Genomic DNA, 23024 nt, shown 5'->3' with positions numbered 1-23024 from the left:
GTCAAAAAAGAATGAGGAAAATAATGGGTTTAAGAGATTATATTAAAGCTAACCGTCAGCGGGCAATGTTAGTTCTGTTTTTGATTACGCTAACGCAACTGACAACTACAATGTACACCTACTTAACTAGTCCGCAGTTAAATGCAATTGCAAGTGGTAAATTCGAACTGTTTTTGGAATTAATCTTTGTACAATTTTTAATTGGACAGGTCTGCAATGTCAGTTTTAATTGGGGAAGTTTACAAAATACCAAACAAACACAGACACTTTTTCATCAGGTAAGACAGCGAATTATACGACATTATTATCAGCAGCCTGAAGACAAAGTTTCAGAGATGGAAAATCATTTGGGAAATGACTTGCAGTTAGTGCAAGAGAGTTACTATAATGTTTACTTCTATTTTGTTTGTGACTTAATTTATATTATTTTAACTATTGGTACGCTGTTTACCTTTCATTGGATATTGGTTGTCTATACGTTATTAGTTACTTTGCTTGCAGTAGTAGTGCCGAAATTGACTGAAAAATATACCAATCGAGCAACTAAAGCTGTTTCTATCCAAAATAAGCAATTTTTGCAGTTGTTAGAAAAATGGTTCAAGGGTTTAGATGAGCTGCGACGCTACCAGAGTAAAGTTGTTTTGAAAAAGGTGGTGGGACAACAGAGTCAGAAACTAGAGCAGAGTGAATATCAGCGAGATAAATTGCTACATTATACTAGCTTAGTGTCTGCGATATTTAATATAGCTGGTCGTGTTGGTGTTCCATTTATTGCTGGAATTTTGTTTTTCAATCATCAGGTAAATTTAGGAGCGATTCTGACAGCGGGATATTTTGCCAATGGAATTTTTTATAGTGTAGATAGTTGCGTGAACAGATATACGCAATTAAAATCAACGAAAACTTTGCGGGATGATCTGGCTAAATTGCAAAAGTGTTTACCAGAAAAAGGGTATGATTCTTTAAAACAAATCGCTACCGTTCAAATAAAAAGCTTGTCAGTACAATATCCAAATGGTGAAAGAATTACTTATCCTGACTTTGAACTGAAGAATGGTGAAAAGGTTTTATTGACTGGTGATTCAGGTACAGGAAAATCAACTTTATTAAAAGTTTTGTTAGGGCAAATTAAGCCAAGTACGGGTGAAGTAATCTATTGCGATAAAACAGGAAAAAAGATCAAACCTGATTTACGTCAATTAGGTTATTTGGCACAGGACTTATTGATCTTTCCTGGCAGTATTCAAGAAAATATTACTATGTTTAAGCCTAAGCTTAATAAAAAAGCTGTACAAGTGATTCATAAGACGGTTTTTGATAGTGATCAAGCGCGTTTGAAAAATGGGATAGAGACACAGCTTGATCCACAACAGGAATTGCTGTCTGGTGGACAGAAACAAAAGGTAGTTTTAATGCGGGCGTTGTTGCATGAGAAGCCGATTCTGTACTTAGATGAAGCAACTAGTGCAATTGATCAACAAGCAACGACAAAAATCTTCCAAAACTTAATGCAAAGTAGAGCAACAATTTTGGCCGTTGCACACAATTTAACCGTAGAACAACGAGCATTGTTTGATCGTGAAGTTCACTTGGAGGGAAAATAATGAGTAGCAAAGAATTATTTAAACTTAATCCAATTAAATTCTGTCTGGCTATGGGACTACAGATTATTGCAGCAGTTGGCGAAGTAGTTGTAGCTTATGTGTTAACTTTGCAATTTGATGCTGCCAAAAATAGAAACTTGAGTTTATTTTTAACTTGGACATTAATCCAGCTGTCTAGCTATGTCATGGTATTCTTATTCTATAATTTGGCGGGAATCATTTGGCAAAAGTTGATTCAAAATTACCTGCATTTAATTCGGCAAGAACTAACAGATCATTATTTTGCCGATAGTCAAAAGCATGCGGTTAGTGCAGCGCAAAATCGGATGACTAATGATTTGAAACTGTTACATAATGACTATTTAGATTCGTTCCGCTATGTAGTAGGGATGCTAGCCGGTATTGTCGGTGTAGCCTTTAGCTTGGTGACTTTTCAGTGGAGTTTGTTAGTTGCTTGTTTAATTTTTGCCGCAATTCAGATTTATTTACCTAAATTACTGGATAAGCCATTACAAAAAGCTACTGAAAAGGTATCAGTAGCTAATCGAAAGTATTTGAAGACTTTAGGTGATTGGTTAATTGGCTTATCAGAAGTTCGTCGCTATTTGGCTAGCGATAAGCTTTTTAAGACTATTGCTGAAAATTCAGGACGCTTGGAAGCAGCAAATATTGAGAAGGAAAAAGTAGATCAGGAATTAGATTATCTGAATCAATTGGCTTATTCATTAGGAGATGTGCTAATCTTTCTTTTAACTGGATTTTTGGTAGTGAATAATTGGGCTGCTTTTGGTTTGATTGCCAGCATTGGCAACTTCAATGGAGCACTATTTGGTTCTTTGCAAGGAGTTGCTAATTATGGTGGAAGAATGCGAGCAACAAAGAAATTGCGAGAAGAGATTTTTGTAGCTAGAAAGAAAATTCAGTCTGAACAGAAAAGTAATTTAGAACAAGCGGTTAGTTTTTCAATCCATAATTTAGCTATCGATTTTAGAAACGGTGAGGCCGTGACTTTCCCAGATTTCCAAGTTAAAGCTGGAGAGAAAATTTTACTAACAGGTGATTCAGGTACAGGAAAATCAACTTTACTCAAATTGATTTTAGGTGAATTGCAAGCCAGTCGCGGCAAGATTCAATACTTTAATCAAAAGGGTGAAAAGATTCAACCTGATTTAGCTGAAATTGGCTATTTGCCGCAAGATCCAGTGTTATTCCCAGTAACGATTGTTGAAAATATTACGATGTTCAATTCAAAACTGCTAAATCGAGTTAAATCAGCTATTGAAAAAGTTCAATTTGCAGGAGATATTGCTAAGTTTTCGGCTGGCATTGAGACTAAGATTGACCTTGATCAATTGAATGTTTCTGGTGGTCAGAGGCAGAAAATTGTTTTAGCTAGAAGCATGGTGCACCAGAGCAAGTTGATTTTGATTGATGAGGCGACAAGTGCAATTGATCAGGCGGCTACGATGAAAATTTTGCGTCAGTTGACTAAGACGGATGCAACGATTGTATTCATTGCTCACAACTTTAATCAAGAAATGCATCAATTGTTTGATCGTGAAATTCATTTAAAGAAATAAAAACAAGCTCATAACCTCAAAGTTACAGGTTATGGGCTTGTTTTATTATAGCCAAATTTGTTCGAAAATATCTTCTTTAAAACCGCAAGTTAAATTACTGTCATCAACGACTAATGGCCGCTTGATTAATTTGCCATTTTTTGACATCATATCTGCAGCTTCTTCAATCGTCATTGTTGGCACTTTTTCTTTCAAATTTTCTCTGCGGTAATCTTGACCGTGTGTATTGAAGAAATATTTTAGACCACGATCTTGATATTTGGTCATCCATTTTACCAAGTCTTCTTTTTTCGGTGGCTGTTCAACTAAATCTTGAAATTCGTAGTTGACCTGATGGTCATCCATCCACTTGCGTGCTTTACGTGAGGTAGAGCAACGTTTATAACCATAAAATTTAATCATTATTTTCCGTCCTTATTTTTGTAAAAATTTTCTAAAAAATTCAATTTCTTCATCATTTGCGATATCAGCTAGCTCGTCTTTTTGATCAACAAAGAACACATGACCGCGAGGATTGTCTTCATCACCATAGGACTTGCAGATGGCGTGAACACCGCGACCGAGCAAGAAGCCAAAGAGGGTAAATTGCATGTCATGCAAAAAATCTTTGTTAGCCGTGATTAAAAAAGTCGGCAAGAAATTGTGATTGATATATTTTTCAACGTCGAGTTGTTCATGATACTTGTTAACTGCATTTTTAGTGAAGTAGGCGCTAGCCATGCCATCTAAATTGCTTGGGGTTAACATGAAGGAAGCAGCACAATTCAAGCCGACAGCCCTAAATTTTAAGTTCAATGGTTTGTAAGAAAATAACTTGGCATAATCTGGATTAGTCAAAATAGTGACATACTGCTCAGCCATTTGACCACCGGCGCTGTCGCCAACGATAAAAACGTTGTTGCGATCTAGACGATATTCTTCAGCGTGCTCATTAACCCAATGCATGTAGCGATCAACATCGTCTAATTCATCAGGGAATTCCGCGTTTTCTGGTGCAAGACGATAGTTGGGATTGATGAAAGCAAAACCGCGCTTAGCTAAACCCATTCCATAATATTGGTAGATTTCTTTAGTACCATAAACCCAACCACCGCCGTGAATATTGATGATGACAGGGAAGGGAGCTTCGTGCTTTTTGGGTAAATAAACATCTAAAGTATGCCACTTTTCATCTGGACCATAAGGCAGATTATCAAGACGTTCAACTTCAGGGATGTCGTGAGGCAAGCCACTGTCACGTTTGGTGTCATGCTGATATGCACCATCTCTAAAGTCAGTAACAAACTTTTTGATTTTATCTTTAAGTTCCATAATTGTTCTCTTTTCTAGTAATTATCTATGTTAACTCAATTATACTTTAATTGAATTTGAAAAAATAAAAACTTTTTTGAAAAATCCTCTTGCATTTTAATTAACGTTTCCCTATAATAGTTTATGTTCTGTTGAGGACATACAAACATACAAGATGGTCTGGTAGCTCAGCTGGATAGAGCAACAGTCTTCTAAACTGTGGGTCGTGGGTTCGAATCTCACCCGGATCATAAATTAAGCCTGTAAGCATTGGTCTTACAGGCTTTTTACATACCTTAGGTATCTATGTGCTAAATTTTACTACAAAGACAATATTTTTTTACATTTGATATTGTATGATACAAATGTATGACAATTATTAACTTAATCTTACATTATTAGTGAATCAGTTGACTAAAGTTTGGAACGAGCTTATCCTAAAATTGATTTCCAAAAAATAGGATCGACAAGTGTGAACGACAACTATTTTTAACATTATCGGAGGAATTAAGATTGACTACAACCAAAAAAATCATTGTTAGATTGGCATGCGCGACTGTTCTTGGTACGGCAGGGGTAGCGCTGACACAAGTAAATAGACCACAAACTGCAGTTGTGAACGCTGCAACTACCTCTGTTGCAGCCCGCGCACTTGGAGTTGATGTTGCTAGTTATCAAAACGCTGACTTGTCAAGTCATGCGCAAGCTGGAGCACAATTTGCAATTGTTAAAGTTAGCGAAGGTACTTCCTATCGTAACCCTAAGGCATCAAGTCAAATTTCAACGGCTTTATCAAATAATATGATGCCAATGGCATATCACTTTGCTACTTTTAGTTCAAATGCAAGTGCTGCTGCTGCAGAAGCAAATTATGCAATTCAAACTGCACAAGCATTTGGACTACCTAAGGGCTCATATATTGCTTGTGACTATGAAACGGGCTCAGGCAATAACATTTATGGTGGTAAAACGCCAACGGCTAATGCAATTATTGCTTTTATGGACACTATAAAAAATGCAGGCTATAAGCCACTTCTTTATGCTAGTTCATCAGTTTTACAAAATAATATTGATACTAATAGTGTAATTGCCAAGTATCCTAACTCATTGTGGGTCGCTTCATACGCTATTTCAGGTAGAATTGATAGTCCAAACTTCAATTACTTCCCATCAATGAATGGCGTTTCAATTTGGCAATTTACTGATAATTGGAAGGGATTAAGCGTTGATGGAAATATTGCTGTTTTACCATTATCAATTGACGGTAATGTAACTTCCAACAATGGCGCAATTTCACAAGCTCCAGCTACCAGCAACACCAATTCTGCTAGCTCATCAAATACTTCGAATAAGAGTACTTCATCAGATGATGATAAGGGTTCAGCAACTGCTGGCTATGTGATGAAGAAATCATATATCTATAATAAAAAGGGTGAGCGTCAAAGCGGCTACTATGCAGCTTATACTAATATTACTCATTATGGTGTAGTGACTCTTGATAATGGTAAGACTGCCTTAAACATGGGAAATGGTCGTTACATTATGGCAAGTAATGTTTTAGGTAATTCACGTGTACTTAAGCACAATGCTTATGTATATAATAACAAGGGAAACCGCGCTAACTGGAGAGTGCTTAGAAAAGGTACGCCAATTAAGACCTATGGTTCACGGATGCGCGTTAATGGTAAAAGCTGTTACCGAATCGGACGTAACATGTACGTTAAGGCGGCTAACTTTTAATTAAAAAATTGAATTTATCAAGAAGGAATTAAGCTTAAAGGTTTAATTCCTTTTTTCATGCCGTTTTTTGTATAATTAAAAGTATTCAGGAAACGCCTGAATTAATTAACTGATAGGGATGAAATAAACTTGAGAAAAAGAGTTATAGCAATAATATTGATGCTACTGACTTTAACGGGTTGTACTATGAAAAGTACTACGCCTAAGAAGGCTAAGTCGTCAGTTAAAACGGTTAAAGTCGATAAACAGCAATCTAAGGAAAAACAGGCTAAGTATCAAGTGATAGACCAAGTTTGGCGAATTCAACAAGATGGCGTTGATATTTATGGTCATATATATCTACCACAGGGTTTAGCTGGTAAGAAGAAAGCAGTAATTTTGGCTCACGGATTGGCAGGAAATTACCGTGATCTAACCAGTTATGCTAAATATTTAGCTAGTCGTGGCTATGTTGCCTATACTTTTGATTTTCCTGGTGGAGCTAAGAATGGTCAAAGTAGTGGTGTAGATCAATTAAAGATGTCAATTTTTACAGAAGAAAAGAATCTACAGCTGGTATTAAATACAATTAAAAATAGGACTGATGTTGACCGTAAACAAGTGTCTTTGCTAGGCGAGAGTCAAGGTGGAGCAGTTGCCGCAATGCTCGCAAGTAAATATCCGCAAGAAGTAAAGTCATTGATTTTGCTTTACCCTGCCTTTTCGATCACTGATTATGCGCAAGCGGCTTTTAAATCAGAAAAACAAGTGCCAGACAAGCTCAACCTATTTGGCTTCACAATTGGTAAGGCCTATTTTGAAAACTTGTTCAAGTATAACTTGTTAAAAGAAGCAACTAAGTATCATGGTCCAGTTTTAATAATGCATGGTACAAGTGACATGATTATTCCAGATTCTTATTCAATTAAGTCTAATAAAAAATTTAAGCACTCGAAATTATGCTTATTTAAGGGTGTAGGTCATGATTTTAAAGGTAAATATCATAGTCGAGCAGATACTTTAATTGATAAATTTTTGCAGAAAAATGGGAAATAAATAATGAAGAAGAAATACCTTGGTTTAGTGGCTTTATTAAGCCTATTGAGCGTTTTTGCTATTTGGGGTCAAAGCGTTAGAGCTGATGTTGATTATGATATTGATAATGTTAGAGCCATAGCAAGAGTTAATAAAGATGGTTCACTGACAATGCATCGAACAATTAAGTATTCATTTGATAGTGATGCTCGCGGCGTTTATTATAAGCAAAATCTGGCTGTAAAACAGAAGTTGAGCAACATTCAGGTTAAGGTCGATGAACAAAATATAAAGGCCGCAACAACGGGCAAAAATAATACGTATAAATTGCAAAAGCAGGGCAATTCTTATAATTTTAAGGTTTATCATCGAATTAAGGAAAATGATAAGGTTAAAGTTGAGTATTCCTATCTAATTCACCGGGCAATTACTAATTATCTTGATACAGCTGAGCTGAACTTTAAAATAGTTGGTAATGGTTGGGATACTGACTTAGATCATGTGCGTGCTGAAGTGATTTTTCCTGGGGCAGTTAAGGGGCTAAAAGCTTGGGCTCATGGGCCACTAAGTGGTTACACTCAGGTTTTGCCAAAAGAGGGCAAAATTATTATGACTGCTGATGATGTTGCAGGAGATAGTGGTGTCGAAGTACATGCGATTTTTCCAACTACGGTAACTAGTGCTAATCAGAATATTGTTAAAGAAAATAAGAAAAGAGCAATTGAAAAACAAGAAGCAGCATTAGCAAAAGAAGCTAATCAGAAGCGTCAGCGTAAGCAGATGCTTAGTATAGGATTGATGATCATTTCAGTAGTTGTCGGTTTTGTGGTGGTAATTAGAGGCTTTTTTATTAAAAAAGTTGGGGTTAAGCCAAAAATAGAGCGCGATTTAGTACATAATTATGAAATTCCAGATATATCACCTACTACTGCGCAAATTTTGGATAAAGCTGATAAACCAAATGTTAAAGCATTTGCAGCTTATTTGATGCAATTAGCTGGTAAAAATAAAATTAAGATCGAAAAATATCAAACTAAACATTTAAAGCGGACTAATTATCGAATTACTTTAGTAGATGATAGTGTTTTGACTGATGACCTGTTAGACTTTATTTTTAACAAAGTTGGTGATGGTAAGTCATTTACAACGAAAGATTTGCGGGATTATACTTCTAAAAAATTGGGTAGGCGTTTTGATAAATGGTGTGACGGGCAATATAAGCAAGTTGAGGATAAGGACTTGCTTGATAAAAAATATAAAAAGCAGCGTAGCAACTTCCGAACGGGGATGCTCATGGGAATGATTGCTAGCTTTGCGATCTGGGTAATTAGCTTAATGATGGCAAATAATATACCCAGTTTTGTGATAATAATTGGAATCATGATGATCGTCTTAGAAGTTGTTGCATTCATAGTGGGCAATTCTCGTTTAAGTATTTATACCCAAAAAGGTGCACTTGAGACAGATCAAGTTCGCGGTTTTAAGAAAATGCTAGACGATATTGGTCAATTCAAGATGAAAGACGTCGGTGATCTGATTTTATGGGAAGACATTATGCCGTATGCTGTAGCGTTTGGTCTATCCAAAAAGGTATTGAAGCAGCTTAAGATTGAATTTGCAGATGAATTAGATGCTGCACCAGTTCTGTTTTATAGTGGATTCTATAGTAGCAGTAGTGACAGTTTTGAGCATAGTTTTGAACGTAGCTTCTCTTCAGCCGTGTCTACTGGTTCATCTTCAGTTTCTGGAAGCTCAGGTGGATTTTCAGGTGGATCGTCTGGCGGCTTTGGTGGTGGCAGCGGCGGTGGTGCTTTTTAGTGAGAAATTTTTATACTATAATTAAACTAAAAAAGGAGGGCTAAATTATGCCATTTGTACATATTGAATTAATTAAAGGTCGCTCAGATGAGCAGATTACTAACTTAATGAAGGATGTTACTGAAGCAGTGCACAAGAATACTGGTGCGCCTAAGGAACACATTCATGTAATTATTAACGAATTAGGTAAGCATACTTATGGCCAAGGCGGCGAGTGGAGAGCTTAATAATTAGGAATTGTAGTAAAAGACGACTCGATTGTGAGTCGCCTTTTTATATAGTTAAATAGATAAACTTGTATTAGAGCCTTAAAGCTATGTGTGCATAAATGAATTATTTATTTAGAATCCCACATAATATAATGATGTTGATGTCTAGATATTTACGAGGAGGATTTGCCCTAGCTGGAGCTGCAAAGCTATTGAACTTTATGCAGCGAGCTGATGAAATGGATGCCGCACAATATAATCGTCGTGCGAATAAGATTAATAAAATGCATTTGTTACGAACAAAACCAGGTGCCGTTTTTATCTATAACAAACGTGGCCAAATTTTGAATAAAAAGTCAGGTTGGGTTCCAATGGGCACAATCTTGCGTCGACCAAAAGGCCTTTATACCATTAAGGGTAAAAAGTACTATTACTTTGGTAAAGGATTGTTCTTCCCAAAGAGTGGGACAGAACCCTATAGAATTCCTAAAAAGCATATAAGTACAGCAGGTGAAAATTTCGCTAATTGGTTCAATTGGCTTAGAACTCGATAAATAGAAAAATTAGGAAGCAGGCAATATAAAGATTGTCTGCTTTTTGCGTAAAAAATTTAATCACTAAAACGATCAATCAATTAACACTACTTCATAAAAATTAGTATAATTATGTTCGTTACTATTAGTAAGTTATACAATAAAAGTGGTGAGAATAATGTATGATTATCGAAATAATATCAAAATAATTTTAAATAAAACTGAGGCTGATGATAAAAGTCTCGAAAATAGTTTAAGTGCGATTAAAGCTATCCTAAATATGGCCGAAGATAATACAGCTGAAAAATCTGAGACTAAATCAGTAACTCAACCTAAGAATAAAATTGCAAATACACAATCAATTGCACAAAGAAATGCAGATTTAAAGCAATTTAAGCAATTATTGATTGGGCTGACAGCCTTAATTGAGACTCCAGGTGATGAAAAAGCTAAAAAGAGTTCACTTGATGCTTTACACAAGTTGACGTTTGTTCCAGGCGTTGGCAAGCGCTATGGCAATGTTTTGGGTAAATTGGATCAGGCAATTCAAAAATCTAAGACAACTAAAGAAGCTGTTAACAAGAAAATTTTTGAAGAAGCAATGAAGCCCAAAGAGCAACCTAAGCGCGATTATCGTAAAGGACGTCGCTATACTGTTATTCGGGCTTTATCAGGCTGTAATTTGATTAATGATAGTGGTCAAATTGTTTACCGTATTAAAGAATCACAAATTCACTCTTTGAATTTAAAGAGCGGTGACATAGTTGAAGCTATTGAAAATCGAGATAATCCAAATTATGAAGCAGAAGTCTTGCGCGTGGTGGGTTATCGCAAATTGCGCATGCGTGATTATGACCCAATCGAAGAATTCCGGTATGCTGTGGTCCGCGGCAAGGCCAATCAATTAGCTATCACTAGAAATATTAAGGGCGAAAAGTTGCGAATTCGCGGTAAGGATATCACGATTCCGGTTGATTCAAGTTATTATCAAGGTGAAAATATTCATCTTGAAGATGGTTCAATTGTAGATCTAGCTTGGTATACGGGTGATGTTCGCATTAAGAAAAATCCTGCTGAGGCAGTACAGATTCGTTGGATTTATCAAGTTGATCCGCCTAAGAAATCAGATCTGTCGTATCAAAAGAAAAATAAGTCAAAGAAAGAAGAAACAGAAGAGTTAACTAAACTCGATATGAACTTGCACTATCAACGGGTAGGAATTGCGATTGGTGATAATCAAAATGAAGGAATATTAGAAGGGATTGTTTCGCGCTATAATGGGATCCCAATTCCAATAGATGCTTTTGAAGGCAAGAAGAAGGTAATGGAACGGCAAATCAAAGACTTAGATATTGTAATCTTGATGACAGCTTATGCTGCTCATGATGCTACTTGGAATATTCAGGAATTCGCTTCAAAGTATGGTGTTAAATTTGCCGTTTCTTCATCTAAAGGTTACCGTTCTTTTGAGCGAGCATTATATCGAGCTGAAAATGGTTTACCTGCTTATGAAGGAACGCAATCAATCGATTATAAAGAAGTTAAAAATAAATAATTTGTTAATATTATTTTGTTTGCTTGAGCTGACAGATGATTTTTCGTTAAAATAGTACTAACTAAAAGAAAGGACGCTTAATAATGAAAAACATTAAACAACGTTCCTGGATGAGATGGTTGGTATTCTTAGCAGGACTTGAAATTATTGCAATATCAATCAATCTTTTTTATGGACCAATTAATATTGCAGCTGGTGGCTCAACGGGTATTTCTATTCTAGTCGATGCAGTATGGGGAATTAATCGATCAATTACAGTGTTTGTAGTGAATGGCTTGATGCTGATTTTGGCGGCAATCTTTTTAGGCAAAAAGACTACCCAAAATATTGCATTAGGTAGTTTGCTCTTACCAGTTTTGATGGAAGTTACGCCTAGCTTTAAAGCAGTGAATAATGACCTACTAGCCGTAATTTATGGTGGTGCATTAATGGGACTTGGAGTTTCGCTACTTTATCGCGTTAATGCCTCAAGTGGTGGGACAACAATTCCGCCGATGATTCTGAAGAAATATTTTTATTTAAATCCTGCAACTACACTTTTATGCATTGATATGGTAATTATTTTCTTGAACATTTTTGTCGATGGTTGGAATGCTTTCTTCTTAGCAGCATTTTCTCAAGTGGTAACTGCCATTACGATGCGCTACGCGGAGACCGGTTTTGATAAAAAGTATCAAGTCAGAATTATGAGTAATTCAGATTTAAACCGAATTCAAGATATGCTTAAAGAAGATTATCAAGGCCTGACGATTTATGATGTTATAGGTGGATATAGCGACGAAAGCAAGCGTCAATTATTAATCGTAGTTGATCCACGTGAATATGGGCCACTTATTTCTAAAGTACATGAGATCGATCAGGATGCGTTTATCATTACCGAAAATGTTGCAAAAGTGCATGGCGGTCAATGGCGAATGTAAAAAAATAATTGATCTTAGTCTAAAAGCGTTGTATGATATAAGAGTTGTATTTGTGGAGACCTCCACATCTGCAACCGCACGGCTTGAGGTTAGAAGTCTTCTTATGTAAGAAGCACCCCAGTTCGGCGAGTCTAAGTATTTTTTTCGGAGGTGTACAAATGTACGCAATTATTAAGACCGGTGGTAAGCAATACAAAGTTGCAGAAGGCGATAGCGTATTTGTAGAAAAGCTTGATGCTGAAGAAGGTAGCTCAGTAACTTTTGACGAAGTTATCCTTGTTGCTAATGGCGACGACGTTAAGGTTGGTACTCCATTAGTAGATGGTGCTAAGGTAACTGCTAAAGTTGAAAAGCAAGGCAAGGAAAAGAAAGTTGTAACTTTCAAGTACAAGCCTAAGAAGCACTCACACAGCAAGTATGGTCACCGTCAACCTTACACTAAGGTTACAGTTGAAAAGATTGAAGCTTAATTCAGAGGTGAAATGAATATGAACATTTTAGGTATGAAATTATACGCTCACCACAAGGGTGGTGGTTCTACTGCCAACGGTCGTAACTCAGCTGGTCGTCGTTTAGGCGCCAAGGCTGGTGACGGTCAAACTATCCACGCAGGTACTATTATTTACCGTCAACGTGGTACTAAAATTCACCCAGGCAAGAACGTAGGTCAAGGTGGAGACGACACTTTATTTGCACTTGTTAACGGCGTTGTTAAATTTGAACGTCTTGGCAAGTACAAGAAGCAAGTTTCTGTATACCCAGCTGAAGAAGCTAAGTAATTCAGAGATTAACATGAAAAGGCGAGTAGCATAAGCCACCCGTCTTTTTTTATGGCTTTTTCCGCCCAGAAACATGTATAATTAAACCAATATCATACAAAAAGAGGGTCTCTGAGATGGAAAATAGGCAAGAATTATTATCCTTAATTAACCAGCGAATTGAGCATGTAACTGATTTAATTAAAGAAGCAAATGCAGATGCATTGATTATTTTTAATCAAGCTAATTATCGATATCTAACCAATTTTACAGGGGAAGAAGCACAATTAATTTTGACTGCTAGTGGCGAACGAGTACTTTTATCAGATTCTCGTTTTGCTGGACAGATTAAAGCACAAGCACCTGGCGAAATGGATGTTGTAATGAAACATTCTAGTGATTATGAAGAACTTACTAAGGCCTTGAAAAAAATGGACGTCAAGAGGGTCTTAGTTGAAGGTGAATTCGTTTCAGCGAGTGAATATGAAAAACTTAAGCAACTAAATCCAGAACTTGAATTTGTGATGGTTGAAGAATTGGTTGAACGAGTACGTAATATTAAAGATGATCTTGAAATTGCGGCATTGCGCAAAGCAATTGATATTTCAATGGAAAGCTTTAAAGGTATTTTGCCGATGATTAAGCCTGGCGTTAAAGAACGTGCAATTGGTGCTAAATTGGACTACCTATTTAAAGTTAATGGCGGCGATGGCCCTGATTTTGATACAATTGTAGCTTCCGGTGTGCGTTCGGCTTGGGCTCATGGCGTTGCTAGTGACAAAGAATTATCCGAAGGCGATATGATTGTCATTGACTTTGGTAGTTTTTATCACGGTTATGCGGCAGATATTACTAGAACTGTTTCATTAGGTGAAGTTGATGCTGAAATGCATAAAATCTATGATATTGTACATGAAGCACAACGCCGTGGCATTGCCGCGGCAGTTGCAGGTAATACTGGATATGATGTTGATAAAGCAGCACGTGATTATATTACAGAACAAGGTTACGGTCAGTATTTTGGACACGGTATCGGTCACGGCATTGGTCTTGAAATTCACGAATTGTGTCAACCAGCTTTACCTTTTAGAACTACTAAATTGGTCAATAATATGGTTCATACCGTAGAACCAGGAATCTACTTGCCAGACAAGGGCGGTGTTAGAATCGAAGACGATATTTTGGTCCATGATCAAACGCCTGAAACTTTATCCACTTTGCCAAAGGATGAATTGATTTCCCTATAATAGCTATTTAATTTATCGTATTTATGGTAAAAACGCTTCAAGATTGGTAAGATAATAATTGTAGAAATGAGGGACTTAATATGACAATGATTTCAGTAAACGAATTCAAGAATGGCTTGACTATTCAATACAACAACGATTTATGGCGCATTGTTGAATTCCAACACGTAAAACCAGGTAAGGGTAGTGCCTTTGTACGTTCAAAGCTTAAGAGTTTGAGAACTGGTGCTGTACAAGAATATACTTTCCGTTCAACTGCTAAGGTTGAAACTGCAGACATTCAAACTAAATCAATGCAATACTTGTACAATGATGGCTCAAGTTATGTATTCATGGATACTTCTACTTACGATCAATTAGCAATTCCAAATGAACAAATTGGCGATGAAGCTAATTACTTATTGGAAAACATGATTGTTAACGTAGTTATGCACGAAGGTGAAACTTTAGGTATCCAATTGCCTAACACGGTTGATTTGAAGGTTGCTAAGACTGAACCTAACATCAAGGGTGATACTTCATCAGGTGGTGGTAAGCCAGCTACTATGGAAACTGGTTTAGTAGTTAACGTACCATTCTTCATTAACGAAGGTAACGTTTTAACTATTAACACTGCTGATGGTACTTACGTATCACGTGCAAATAAGTAGTTTATTTGAGGTAACAAAATGGCAGATAGTTCAAAAATTCTTTTAAGTGGTGAAGAAAACAGCGAGCAAATTAAAATTGATCCAAGTGTTCTAGAAGTTATTTTGGGTATTGCTGCAGAAAAAGTTGATGGTGTTGCCGGAATGCGCGGCAGTTTGAAATCAGGCTTAAACTGGGTTTTCGGTCGTGAAGATCATGGTAAGGGCGTAAATATTAGTGTTGATGACGATAATAAGCTAATTGCTGATATTTATGTTTATCTTGAAAGCGGCGTTAACGTTCCTAAGGTTGCAATGACGTTGCAAAAGAAGTTGAAGGCACAATTATTGCAAATGACTGATCTTGAGCTGAAGGCAATCAACGTTCATGTTGTCGGTTTAGTTTTCCCAGAAGATGAAAATACTGACCAGACTACATCAGAGCTGTTTCCGGAGGACGAAGAAGAAAAATAATGAACCAACACGAAAGTCGAAAAGTTGCTATGCAAGCCGTTTATTTGGCTAATCAGGAGCCAGATTTAACTGCCGAAGAAGTTGAAGCAAAAGTCGTTGCAACGCTTAATTTAAAACAGCTTTCTGCCTATTCTAAGAAGTTAATCGAAGGCGTACTAGAAGATCGCAAAAATTTACAGTCTGAACTAACTAGTCATTTGAAAAAGGGCTGGCGTCTTGAACGTGTAAGTCAAACTGTGGTAGCTATCATGGAAGTCGCTTTGTTTGAAATCAATCATAGTGATGAGATTGATGCTAAGGCAGCAGTTAACGAAGCTTTAAATTTATGTGACGAATTTGCTGAGCCTAAAGAAAAGCCATTTATTAATGGAATGTTAGCAAACTTTGTTAAATAGCGATGAATAGCCGGCAGTTTTGCCGGTTATTTTTTTATAAAGGAGAACGGGCTTTATGGGAAAGATTCTTGATGGTAAAGCATTTGCAAATGAATTAGGGCAAAATCTTAAAGAAAAAGTTAAGAAATTAAAAGAAGAGGGAATAACGCCACATTTTTGCGTAATAAATATTGGGGATGATCCTGCTAGCAAGATTTATGTTCGAACAAAAAAGCGGCGGGCTGAAAAGATGGGAATTATCCAGGATATTTATCAAATGCCCGCTGATACTAAACAGGAAGAAGTTTTAGCATTAATTGATAAGCTAAATGCTGATCCTGAGATTAACGGCTTGATGGTACAGTTGCCAGCACCTGAACAGATTGATGCAGATGCCTTGTTAAAAAGGATTGACCCTAATAAGGATGTCGACGCCTTAACGCCTGCGAATATTGGTCAACTTTGGATGGAAAATCACTTTGTTGAACCGGCTACTGCAGAAGGCATTATTGCTTTATTGAAACATTATCAAATTACGCTGGCTGGTAAGAGAGTTGTAGTTATTGGTCGAAGCAATATCGTAGGCAAACCAGTAGCGGCATTAATGTTAGAGGAAAATGCTACTGTTACTGTTTGCCATTTGTATACTAAAAATCTGGCTGAAATTACACGACAAGCCGATATAGTAGTTTCAGCAACAGGACAAGCATTTTTGGTAACTGCAGATATGGTTAAAGATGGGGCAGTGGTCGTTGATGTGGGCATGAATCATGTTAATGGCAAATTAGTCGGAGACGTTGACTTTGATAATGTTAAAGAAAAAGCCAGCTATATTACTCCGGTTCCTGGCGGTGTAGGTCCTCTTACAGTACAATTCTTAATGGAAGCAGTAGTTAAATTGACTAGGAGACAAAATGGCCGAGAATAAATATTTAACGGTTACTGATTTAAATTATTATATTACGCAAAAATTTAAGAATGATCCTTACCTGCATAAGGTCTTCTTACAAGGTGAATTGTCCAACTTCCGTTATCGGCGTAATTCGCACCAGTATTTTTCACTAAAAGATGAAAAATCTAAAATTAATGTGGTGATGTTCCGTTCCTTCTTTGATAAGGTGAAATTTAAACCAGAAGAAGGAATGAAGGTTTATGTGGTTGGGTATGTCAGCGTGTATGGCCCACAAGGATCATATCAGTTCTATGCTGAACAAATGGAACCGGCAGGATTAGGTGCCTTATATGAGCAATTGAAGCAGTTGCAGGCCAAATTAGCCAAAGAAGGTCTGTTTGATCCAGAGCATAAGAAGAAGTTGCCTCATTTTCCTGATCGAATTGCAGTAGTTACTAGTGCTTCTGGGGCAGTTATTCACGATATTATGGTTACAGCTAATCGGCGTTTCCCGCATGCTGAGATTGATTTGTATCCTGCGCAAGTCCAGGGTGATACTGCAGCGGATTCATTAGTGAGAGCAATGCGCCAGATTGCCGCTCAAGGCGACAAGTATGATGTCATGATCATCGGTCGTGGTGGTGGCTCACTAGAAGATTTGTGGCCATTCAATGAAGAAGAGGTTGTGCGGCAAGTTTACGCAATGCAGATGCCAGTAATTTCTTCAGTTGGTCATGAAACGGATACTACCTTGTGTGATTTGGTGGCCGATGCGCGTGCAGCAACACCAACTGCTGCAGCAGAATATGCTACGCCTAATACATTGGACGAAATTGCGCATATTAAGCAATTAACCAGCCAGTTGGTAGCTAGCATGCAAAATATTATTCGTTCGAAACGTGAGCGCTTAAGTCGGGTGCAGAATTCTGTCATCCTGCGCGAGCCGACTAGACTGTATGATCAGCAGATTCAACAAGTTGATCAATTAAAACAAAGGCTGCAAAATAGTATGCAAAATCGGTTGACCCATTCTGTCCAAGGTTATCAACTGTTGAAGCAGCGTTTGTTTAGCGTTAGTCCAGATAAGAGAATCGGCCAGATGCAGCAACAAGAGCATTTTTTGCAGCAACGACTGATTGATAATATGCAGCACTATTTGAAAAATAAACGCAATAGTTTTACCCAAGTAATGCAGCAGTTGGATGACTATAGCCCTTTGAAGACGCTAGAGCGAGGTTTTGTTTATTCAACTGATGAACAAGGGAAAACCATTAGTTCTGTGAAACAAGTTCAAAAGGATGATCATTTGCGATTGCATTTTAAAGATGGACAAGTTGACGCAGTGGTTACAAAGGTAAAGGAAGAACAAAATGGCAGTGAAGAAAAATAATTTTGAAGAACAATTAACTAATTTGGAACAAATCGTGCAAAATTTGGAAAACGGAAATGTTCCGTTGGAAGATGCCCTAAAAGAATTTCAGGAGGGCGTAAAGATTAGCCGTGATTTAGAAAAGAAGCTCAACAGTGCTGAAGAAACTGTGGCTAAGTTGATTGATAGTGACGGCACAGAACACAAATTAGATCCAAATAACGCATCAGCACCAGAGGAATAAATATGACAGCATTTACTTATTTTAAAGATGAATGGACCCCAGTAATTGATGATTATCTGGCTAAGCATTTGGCTAGTGAGGTTGAAGATCAAAAGATCAGTCAGATTATGGCCTACTCAGTGATGGCTGGCGGCAAGCGCTTGCGTCCGTTATTGTTTTTAGCTACGTTAAATGCTTTAGGCAGAAAGATTGAAGAACCTGAAATTAGGATTGCCTGCGGGATTGAACTGATTCACACTTATTCCTTGATTCATGATGACCTGCCTGCCATGGATAACGATGACTATCGGCGCGGTAAGCTGACTAGCCACAAAAAATGGGGCGAGGCTGAGGCAATTTTAGCTGGGGATGCGCTCTTGCCGATGGGAATTCAATGGATTGCGGAAGGCAGTAAGTCGGCGAAATTGGTAGATTTAATTACCAAAGCAGTTGGCCCTAATGGGATGGTTGGCGGTCAATATTTGGATATTGATTCAACTAACAATGCTAGTGTTGCGGGTGATGCCAAGTTTATCAATAAGATGGAATGGCTGAAGACCGGTTGCTTAATTCAGGCTAGCGTTGAGATGGCTGCAGTTTATGCAGGAGCTAGTGATATTAAACAGGTAAAATTAGTCGATTTTGCCAAAATTTTTGGTCGTTCATACCAAATCTATGACGACTTGGTTGATGTCGTTGAAACTAGTGCAGAAGCTGGTAAGGCAACCCACAAAGATCAAGCTGAAGGTAAAAACAATACTTTGACTTTATTGGGAATTGACCAAAGCCGCAAAGAATTAACTGATTTGATCAAGCAGGCACAAGATGATTTGCATGGGCTCAAAGGCGAAGTACTTGCTGGCTTCTTAGATCTTTATCAAAAGGTGTTATAAATGGCAAAACAAAGAGCAGATATTTTATTAGCAGAACAAGGAATTTTTCATTCTCGTTCAGCTGCCCAAAGAGCGATTATGGCGGGGCTGGTTTCTGATCACAATCATCAACGAATTGATAAGAGCGGGACTAAGTTTCCTGAAGGGGAAAAGTTTTACGTGAAAGATGATGGTAAGAAATATGTTTCGCGTGGCGGCTTTAAACTGGAAAAAGCTCTTAAGGTCTTTGACATTGATTTAACAAATAAAATTTGTTTAGATATTGGTGCATCAACTGGCGGTTTTACTGATGTTGCTTTACAAAACGGTGCTCAGATGGTCTATGCCTTGGATGTTGGCTACAACCAGTTAGCTTGGCAATTGCGGGACGACCCGCGTGTAGTGGTGATGGAAAAGCAGAATTTCCGCTATTCGAAGCCGGAAGATTTTGATCAAGGACTGCCAGATTTTGCAATGACCGATGTGTCCTTTATCTCGTTAGATTTGATCATGGCACCGATGTATGCAATTTTGAAGAATCAATGTGATGCCGTTTGTTTGATTAAACCACAATTTGAAGCTGGCCCTGAGAATGTCGGTAAACACGGTATTGTTCATGATCATGAAGTGCACAAGGCGGTAATCGAGCACACCATGCAAAAGGCATTGGAGATCGGCTTCAATGTTTTAGGCGTTGATTATTCACCCATTAAAGGTGGCAAAGGCAATATTGAATTTTTGATTCATTTACAAAAAGACGAAGCAAATGGTGGCCGCAACTTATGGCAAGGGAGCCCAGCTGAAGTGGTTGAGCGCGCCGTAAGTGGTCTATAGGAGTGAAGCTATGCTAGTTGAGCTAGATATCAAAAACTTTGCAATTATTAAAAGCTTAAAGGTTCGTTTTCAAGAAAAAATGACGGTAATCATCGGTGAAACTGGTGCTGGTAAGTCAATTATTATTGATGCTGTTTCATTACTGATGGGTGGTCGCGGTCAAAAAGAAATGATTCGTTCGGGTGAGTCCAAGGCGATTATTACTGGCTTGTTTGAATTGGATGATCAAAAAGAAAAGATCGCGGAATTGTGTGATCAATATGGTTTGCCGCACGATGACGATCAGCTGGTGATTAGTCGTGAATTAGCTGTCAAGGGCAGAAATGTAGTCCGGATTAACGGGCAATTGACGACGATTAATGTTTTGCGCGAGATTGGTAGCTATTTGGTTGATATTCACGGCCAGCATGATCAGCAAATTTTGATGGATCAGGACCGGCAGATTGACCTAGTTGATAATTATGCCCCTGCTTCTTTTAAGGCAGATTTAGCCACTTATCAAACTGATTATGCTCAATGGCAAAAGCTAACCAGTCAATTGCGGCACCTGCGTCAAGATGCCCAAGAATTAGCTCAGAAGCAAGATATTCTGCAGTTTCAGAATAATGAATTGGAAGCAGCCGACCTTGAGGATCCACAAGAAGATGAGAAACTTGAGGAAGAATATAACGAACTAAATAATTATCAAAAAATTGCGGATACGGCGAATTACTTCATGCAATTGTATGATGACGATGAGCATGGAATTGCGACTTTATTGGGGGATGCCCAGAATGCTGCAACTGATTTAACTGAATTTGGTTCAAAATTTAAGGATTTTGCTAAGACAGTTGATGATGGAGTTTATGCTTTAAATGATGCCCGTAGTGAATTGTCTAACTTGATGGATGCGATGGACTTCGATGAGGAACGTTTCCAATATGTAACTAATCGGTTAGATACTCTAAATTCATTGAAGAAAAAATATGGTCCGACCTTGGCTGATGTGTTTGCTTTTTATCAAAAAGTACAAAAAGAACTCAGTCAATTTGAAACAGGCGGCCTTGATGAGGAAAAATTGCAAGCAGAAGTTGCCAAGATTGAAGAAAGAATGACCCAAGAAGCTAGAAATCTGCATTTAATACGCGAAAAAGTGGCTCATTTGCTGGAAGAGCAGATTAAGCAAGAGTTAGCTGATCTCTACATGGAAAAAGCTCGCTTTTCTATTAATTTTGATGAAACAAAGACATTTACCGATAAGGGAACTGATGCGATTGTTTTCTTAATTGCACCTAATCCAGGTGAAGATTTAATGCCATTAGTTAAAATTGTTTCTGGTGGTGAACAATCAAGATTGATCTTAGCTTTGAAGGCAATCTTCAGCCGAGTTGAACCAGTGGGTACCATGATTTTTGACGAAATTGATACGGGAGTTTCTGGCCGAGTATCGGCTGCTATCGGGAAAAAGATGCACTCAATCGGTCGCAACAAGCAGGTAATTGCAATTACGCACTCACCGCAAGTGGCTGCCGCGGGTGATCAACGCTACTTGGTAGCTAAGCAAGTAAAAGATGGTTCAACCTTTACTCAAATAGGCCCACTTAGCAAGGAAGAAACCATTACAGCGATTGCACAGATGATGGCTGGACAAGATGTAACCGATGCAGCAAAGAAGAATGCTGCAGATTTGATTAAGAGTATTAAAGATGACTAGTATTAGTAAATTTTGGCGTGATTTTTGTGTAGAACATCAAGTAAGTCCTACAGCATTAGAAGGTGCTTTTGCTTTTGGAGCTAATAGCCGGGATGCAGATATTCTTAGTGATTTGGTCAAAAGTGGAATTAAGACGGCAACGACTAGCCTGTATTCTGCGCAAGAAGATGTACCGGTTGTAGGGATGTACGCAATTGTTTTAAATGGACGAAATGAACCAGTTTGTGTGATTCAAAATAAGACTGTTGAGATTATGCCATTTAAAAATGTCTCAGCTGAGCATGCCTATTTAGAAGGCGAGGGCGATCGCTCATATGAATCTTGGCGTAAAGTACACGAGAAATTTTTTGCGCGCGAATGTCAAGAACTGGGACGAGAGTTCACAGATGAAACTGAAGTAGTGTGTGAGACATTCGAGAAAATAATTTAGTAAAGGAGCAGACGATTTTGTCTGTTTTTTTGTATGCAAAGAGAAAACTTGAAAAAGAAACAATTTTAGTGCAAACTAGATATATTACAAGTTAAGAGGAGTTCAGCATGGCAGATAAAGGTTTATTACTTGTGCTTTCTGGTCCTTCCGGCGTTGGTAAAGGAACTGTTAAAAGCGCGATTGTTGAAAACAAAGTCTTTCCATTTGAATATTCAGTTTCAATGACTACGCGTCAACCGCGACCAGGTGAGGTTAATGGCCAAGATTATTTTTTTGTTAGTGAAGATCGCTTTCAAGAGGCTATTAAAAATGGTGAGTTGTTAGAATATAATAAATATGTCGGTCACTATTATGGTACACCTCTTGCACCAGTGAAGAAGATGCTTCATGATGGCAAAGATGTTTTACTTGAGATTGATGTTAATGGGGCACAAAAAGTACGTGAAAAGATGCCCGATGGCGTGTTTATCTTTTTAACCCCCCCAGATCTACATACGTTACATTTGCGTTTGGAACACCGTGGCACCGAGTCAGAAGATGTAATTCGTGGTCGAATTAAGCAAGCGCGCAATGAAATTTTGGAGATGGAAGACTATGATTATGCAGTAGTTAATGATACAGTAGCTAATGCAGTTGATCATATTAAAGCGATCGTCGATGCAGAACATGTCAGTGTTAAACGTGTAATTGATGACTATCGTAAGATGGTCAAGGAGGATTAATTATTATGAGAATTACTTACCCATCAATTGATAAATTATTGTCACGTGTTGATTCACGCTATTCATTATCTGTTCTTGCCGCTAAGAGAGCACATGAACTTGAAGCTGGTGATCCACCAACTTTGGAACATTTTAAGTGTGATAAGGCTGTTGGTAAGGCACTTGAAGAAATTGCTGCTGGTAAAGTTACTGTTGACCCAGCTCATGCCGAGGTTAACCTCGAAGATTAATTTATTGACCTTCATCC

At 37.8% G+C, this 23024-nt stretch carries 26 protein-coding genes, 1 tRNA gene and 1 other annotated feature; of the genes, 25 read left to right on the top strand and 2 right to left on the bottom strand.

Annotated features, from left to right (window positions below):
- Nucleotides 1-23 precede the first annotated feature (23 nt).
- Both CP352_RS02590 and CP352_RS02585 read left to right on the top strand, forming a co-directional pair.
- Nucleotides 24-1604: an ABC transporter ATP-binding protein gene (locus CP352_RS02590; protein ID WP_089142903.1), complete on the top strand. Its 1581-nt coding sequence runs from the start codon at nt 24-26 to the stop codon at nt 1602-1604.
- Nucleotides 1604-3184 (top strand): ABC transporter ATP-binding protein, encoded by a 1581-nt coding sequence (locus tag CP352_RS02585; protein ID WP_089145374.1) that lies wholly within the window; start codon nt 1604-1606, stop codon nt 3182-3184. The genes CP352_RS02590 and CP352_RS02585 overlap by 1 nt, the downstream gene beginning before the upstream one ends.
- Before the next feature lie 45 nt (nt 3185-3229).
- Here the strand turns inward: CP352_RS02585 and CP352_RS02580 are convergent, their stop codons facing one another.
- Complete coding sequence (locus CP352_RS02580; protein WP_005721969.1) at nt 3230-3586, bottom strand: arsenate reductase family protein; 357 nt, start codon at nt 3584-3586, stop codon at nt 3230-3232.
- 12 nt (nt 3587-3598) lie between these two features.
- Nucleotides 3599-4495: an alpha/beta hydrolase gene (locus CP352_RS02575; RefSeq protein WP_089142902.1), complete on the bottom strand. Its 897-nt coding sequence runs from the start codon at nt 4493-4495 to the stop codon at nt 3599-3601.
- Nucleotides 4496-4651: 156 nt separating this feature from the next.
- Here CP352_RS02575 and CP352_RS02570 point away from each other — a divergent pair.
- The 23 genes from CP352_RS02570 to rpoZ all read left to right on the top strand — a co-directional run bounded on the left by CP352_RS02570 (nt 4652) and on the right by rpoZ (nt 23007).
- Nucleotides 4652-4725, top strand: a tRNA-Arg gene (locus CP352_RS02570).
- Nucleotides 4726-4987: 262 nt separating this feature from the next.
- Nucleotides 4988-6214: a GH25 family lysozyme gene (locus CP352_RS02565; protein WP_098034850.1), complete on the top strand. Its 1227-nt coding sequence runs from the start codon at nt 4988-4990 to the stop codon at nt 6212-6214.
- Nucleotides 6215-6373: 159 nt separating this feature from the next.
- Entirely contained in the window at nt 6374-7249 is an 876-nt protein-coding gene (locus tag CP352_RS02560; RefSeq protein WP_089145373.1) for an alpha/beta hydrolase, read from the top strand.
- Between the two features lie 3 nt (nt 7250-7252).
- Nucleotides 7253-9046, top strand: a complete 1794-nt coding sequence (locus tag CP352_RS02555) for a DUF2207 domain-containing protein (protein ID WP_089142899.1) — start codon at nt 7253-7255, stop codon at nt 9044-9046.
- A gap of 47 nt (nt 9047-9093) precedes the next feature.
- Entirely contained in the window at nt 9094-9273 is a 180-nt protein-coding gene (locus CP352_RS02550) for a 2-hydroxymuconate tautomerase (protein ID WP_005719430.1), read from the top strand.
- Between the two features lie 143 nt (nt 9274-9416).
- Nucleotides 9417-9809, top strand: coding sequence for a hypothetical protein (locus CP352_RS11245; RefSeq protein ID WP_233186897.1), 393 nt, complete (start codon nt 9417-9419; stop codon nt 9807-9809).
- Between the two features lie 157 nt (nt 9810-9966).
- A complete protein-coding gene (locus tag CP352_RS02535) occupies nt 9967-11343 on the top strand; it encodes a DUF2325 domain-containing protein (RefSeq protein WP_089145372.1) in 1377 nt (458 codons plus the stop codon).
- Between the two features lie 83 nt (nt 11344-11426).
- Complete coding sequence (locus CP352_RS02530) at nt 11427-12263, top strand: YitT family protein (protein WP_023488793.1); 837 nt, start codon at nt 11427-11429, stop codon at nt 12261-12263.
- A gap of 62 nt (nt 12264-12325) precedes the next feature.
- Nucleotides 12326-12406, top strand: a sequence feature (ribosomal protein L21 leader region).
- 15 nt (nt 12407-12421) lie between these two features.
- On the top strand, nt 12422-12733 hold the full coding sequence (gene rplU, locus CP352_RS02525; RefSeq protein WP_003627604.1) for a 50S ribosomal protein L21: 312 nt from the start codon (nt 12422-12424) through the stop codon (nt 12731-12733).
- An 18-nt stretch (nt 12734-12751) separates the two neighbouring features.
- The gene (gene rpmA, locus CP352_RS02520) at nt 12752-13042 is read left to right on the top strand and encodes a 50S ribosomal protein L27 (protein WP_005721978.1); all 291 of its coding nucleotides are present in this window, start codon (nt 12752-12754) and stop codon (nt 13040-13042) included.
- Between the two features lie 116 nt (nt 13043-13158).
- Entirely contained in the window at nt 13159-14268 is a 1110-nt protein-coding gene (locus tag CP352_RS02515; RefSeq protein ID WP_005719409.1) for a Xaa-Pro peptidase family protein, read from the top strand.
- 80 nt (nt 14269-14348) lie between these two features.
- Nucleotides 14349-14918 (top strand): elongation factor P, encoded by a 570-nt coding sequence (efp, locus tag CP352_RS02510; protein WP_098034849.1) that lies wholly within the window; start codon nt 14349-14351, stop codon nt 14916-14918.
- A gap of 18 nt (nt 14919-14936) precedes the next feature.
- Nucleotides 14937-15368, top strand: coding sequence for an Asp23/Gls24 family envelope stress response protein (locus tag CP352_RS02505; protein WP_005719405.1), 432 nt, complete (start codon nt 14937-14939; stop codon nt 15366-15368).
- Nucleotides 15368-15763 (top strand): transcription antitermination factor NusB, encoded by a 396-nt coding sequence (nusB, locus tag CP352_RS02500; RefSeq protein WP_005719403.1) that lies wholly within the window; start codon nt 15368-15370, stop codon nt 15761-15763. The genes CP352_RS02505 and nusB overlap by 1 nt, the downstream gene beginning before the upstream one ends.
- Before the next feature lie 55 nt (nt 15764-15818).
- Nucleotides 15819-16670 carry a bifunctional methylenetetrahydrofolate dehydrogenase/methenyltetrahydrofolate cyclohydrolase gene (locus CP352_RS02495; protein ID WP_005723155.1) on the top strand — a complete coding sequence of 284 codons (852 nt, stop codon included), beginning with the start codon at nt 15819-15821 and terminating at the stop codon, nt 16668-16670.
- Complete coding sequence (gene xseA, locus CP352_RS02490; protein WP_060461967.1) at nt 16657-18024, top strand: exodeoxyribonuclease VII large subunit; 1368 nt, start codon at nt 16657-16659, stop codon at nt 18022-18024. Before CP352_RS02495 ends, xseA begins: the two co-directional genes overlap by 14 nt.
- Entirely contained in the window at nt 18005-18247 is a 243-nt protein-coding gene (locus CP352_RS02485; RefSeq protein ID WP_005723152.1) for an exodeoxyribonuclease VII small subunit, read from the top strand. Before xseA ends, CP352_RS02485 begins: the two co-directional genes overlap by 20 nt.
- Nucleotides 18248-18249: 2 nt before the next feature.
- Nucleotides 18250-19119, top strand: a complete 870-nt coding sequence (locus CP352_RS02480; protein WP_089147468.1) for a polyprenyl synthetase family protein — start codon at nt 18250-18252, stop codon at nt 19117-19119.
- Nucleotides 19120-19932, top strand: coding sequence for a TlyA family RNA methyltransferase (locus tag CP352_RS02475; protein ID WP_005723149.1), 813 nt, complete (start codon nt 19120-19122; stop codon nt 19930-19932).
- 10 nt (nt 19933-19942) lie between these two features.
- Complete coding sequence (gene recN / locus CP352_RS02470; RefSeq protein ID WP_089146951.1) at nt 19943-21625, top strand: DNA repair protein RecN; 1683 nt, start codon at nt 19943-19945, stop codon at nt 21623-21625.
- A complete protein-coding gene (locus CP352_RS02465) occupies nt 21618-22055 on the top strand; it encodes an ASCH domain-containing protein (protein ID WP_005719391.1) in 438 nt (145 codons plus the stop codon). Before recN ends, CP352_RS02465 begins: the two co-directional genes overlap by 8 nt.
- Before the next feature lie 107 nt (nt 22056-22162).
- Nucleotides 22163-22777, top strand: a complete 615-nt coding sequence (gene gmk / locus CP352_RS02460; protein WP_005719389.1) for a guanylate kinase — start codon at nt 22163-22165, stop codon at nt 22775-22777.
- Between the two features lie 5 nt (nt 22778-22782).
- On the top strand, nt 22783-23007 hold the full coding sequence (rpoZ, locus tag CP352_RS02455) for a DNA-directed RNA polymerase subunit omega (RefSeq protein WP_003547927.1): 225 nt from the start codon (nt 22783-22785) through the stop codon (nt 23005-23007).
- The last annotated feature ends 17 nt before the right edge of the window (nt 23008-23024 follow it).

The organism is Lactobacillus sp. UMNPBX1 (assembly GCF_002554085.1).
GTDB classification, from domain to species: Bacteria; Bacillota; Bacilli; order Lactobacillales; family Lactobacillaceae; genus Lactobacillus; species Lactobacillus crispatus.
Note: the sequence above shows the minus strand (reverse complement) of the source record. Positions and strands in the feature narration are given on the sequence as shown.

Excerpts from the sequence above, each read along its gene's own strand:
- CP352_RS02590 (WP_089142903.1), top strand. The coding sequence starts at position 24 with ATGGGTTTAAGAGATTATATTAAAGCTAACCGTCAGCGGGCAATGTTA.
- efp (WP_098034849.1), top strand. The coding sequence starts at position 14,349 with ATGACAATGATTTCAGTAAACGAATTCAAGAATGGCTTGACTATTCAA.
- CP352_RS02505 (WP_005719405.1), top strand. The coding sequence starts at position 14,937 with ATGGCAGATAGTTCAAAAATTCTTTTAAGTGGTGAAGAAAACAGCGAG.
- CP352_RS02535 (WP_089145372.1), top strand. The coding sequence starts at position 9,967 with ATGTATGATTATCGAAATAATATCAAAATAATTTTAAATAAAACTGAG.
- CP352_RS02560 (WP_089145373.1), top strand. The coding sequence starts at position 6,374 with ATGCTACTGACTTTAACGGGTTGTACTATGAAAAGTACTACGCCTAAG.
- CP352_RS02485 (WP_005723152.1), top strand. The coding sequence starts at position 18,005 with ATGGCAGTGAAGAAAAATAATTTTGAAGAACAATTAACTAATTTGGAA.
- gmk (WP_005719389.1), top strand. The coding sequence starts at position 22,163 with ATGGCAGATAAAGGTTTATTACTTGTGCTTTCTGGTCCTTCCGGCGTT.
- CP352_RS02575 (WP_089142902.1), bottom strand. The coding sequence starts at position 4,495 with ATGGAACTTAAAGATAAAATCAAAAAGTTTGTTACTGACTTTAGAGAT.
- rpoZ (WP_003547927.1), top strand. The coding sequence starts at position 22,783 with ATGAGAATTACTTACCCATCAATTGATAAATTATTGTCACGTGTTGAT.
- CP352_RS02555 (WP_089142899.1), top strand. The coding sequence starts at position 7,253 with ATGAAGAAGAAATACCTTGGTTTAGTGGCTTTATTAAGCCTATTGAGC.
- CP352_RS02480 (WP_089147468.1), top strand. The coding sequence starts at position 18,250 with ATGACAGCATTTACTTATTTTAAAGATGAATGGACCCCAGTAATTGAT.
- rplU (WP_003627604.1), top strand. The coding sequence starts at position 12,422 with ATGTACGCAATTATTAAGACCGGTGGTAAGCAATACAAAGTTGCAGAA.
- CP352_RS02550 (WP_005719430.1), top strand. The coding sequence starts at position 9,094 with ATGCCATTTGTACATATTGAATTAATTAAAGGTCGCTCAGATGAGCAG.
- CP352_RS11245 (WP_233186897.1), top strand. The coding sequence starts at position 9,417 with ATGTCTAGATATTTACGAGGAGGATTTGCCCTAGCTGGAGCTGCAAAG.
- xseA (WP_060461967.1), top strand. The coding sequence starts at position 16,657 with ATGGCCGAGAATAAATATTTAACGGTTACTGATTTAAATTATTATATT.
- CP352_RS02465 (WP_005719391.1), top strand. The coding sequence starts at position 21,618 with ATGACTAGTATTAGTAAATTTTGGCGTGATTTTTGTGTAGAACATCAA.
- CP352_RS02495 (WP_005723155.1), top strand. The coding sequence starts at position 15,819 with ATGGGAAAGATTCTTGATGGTAAAGCATTTGCAAATGAATTAGGGCAA.
- recN (WP_089146951.1), top strand. The coding sequence starts at position 19,943 with ATGCTAGTTGAGCTAGATATCAAAAACTTTGCAATTATTAAAAGCTTA.
- CP352_RS02585 (WP_089145374.1), top strand. The coding sequence starts at position 1,604 with ATGAGTAGCAAAGAATTATTTAAACTTAATCCAATTAAATTCTGTCTG.
- CP352_RS02515 (WP_005719409.1), top strand. The coding sequence starts at position 13,159 with ATGGAAAATAGGCAAGAATTATTATCCTTAATTAACCAGCGAATTGAG.
- CP352_RS02580 (WP_005721969.1), bottom strand. The coding sequence starts at position 3,586 with ATGATTAAATTTTATGGTTATAAACGTTGCTCTACCTCACGTAAAGCA.
- nusB (WP_005719403.1), top strand. The coding sequence starts at position 15,368 with ATGAACCAACACGAAAGTCGAAAAGTTGCTATGCAAGCCGTTTATTTG.
- CP352_RS02530 (WP_023488793.1), top strand. The coding sequence starts at position 11,427 with ATGAAAAACATTAAACAACGTTCCTGGATGAGATGGTTGGTATTCTTA.
- CP352_RS02475 (WP_005723149.1), top strand. The coding sequence starts at position 19,120 with ATGGCAAAACAAAGAGCAGATATTTTATTAGCAGAACAAGGAATTTTT.
- rpmA (WP_005721978.1), top strand. The coding sequence starts at position 12,752 with ATGAACATTTTAGGTATGAAATTATACGCTCACCACAAGGGTGGTGGT.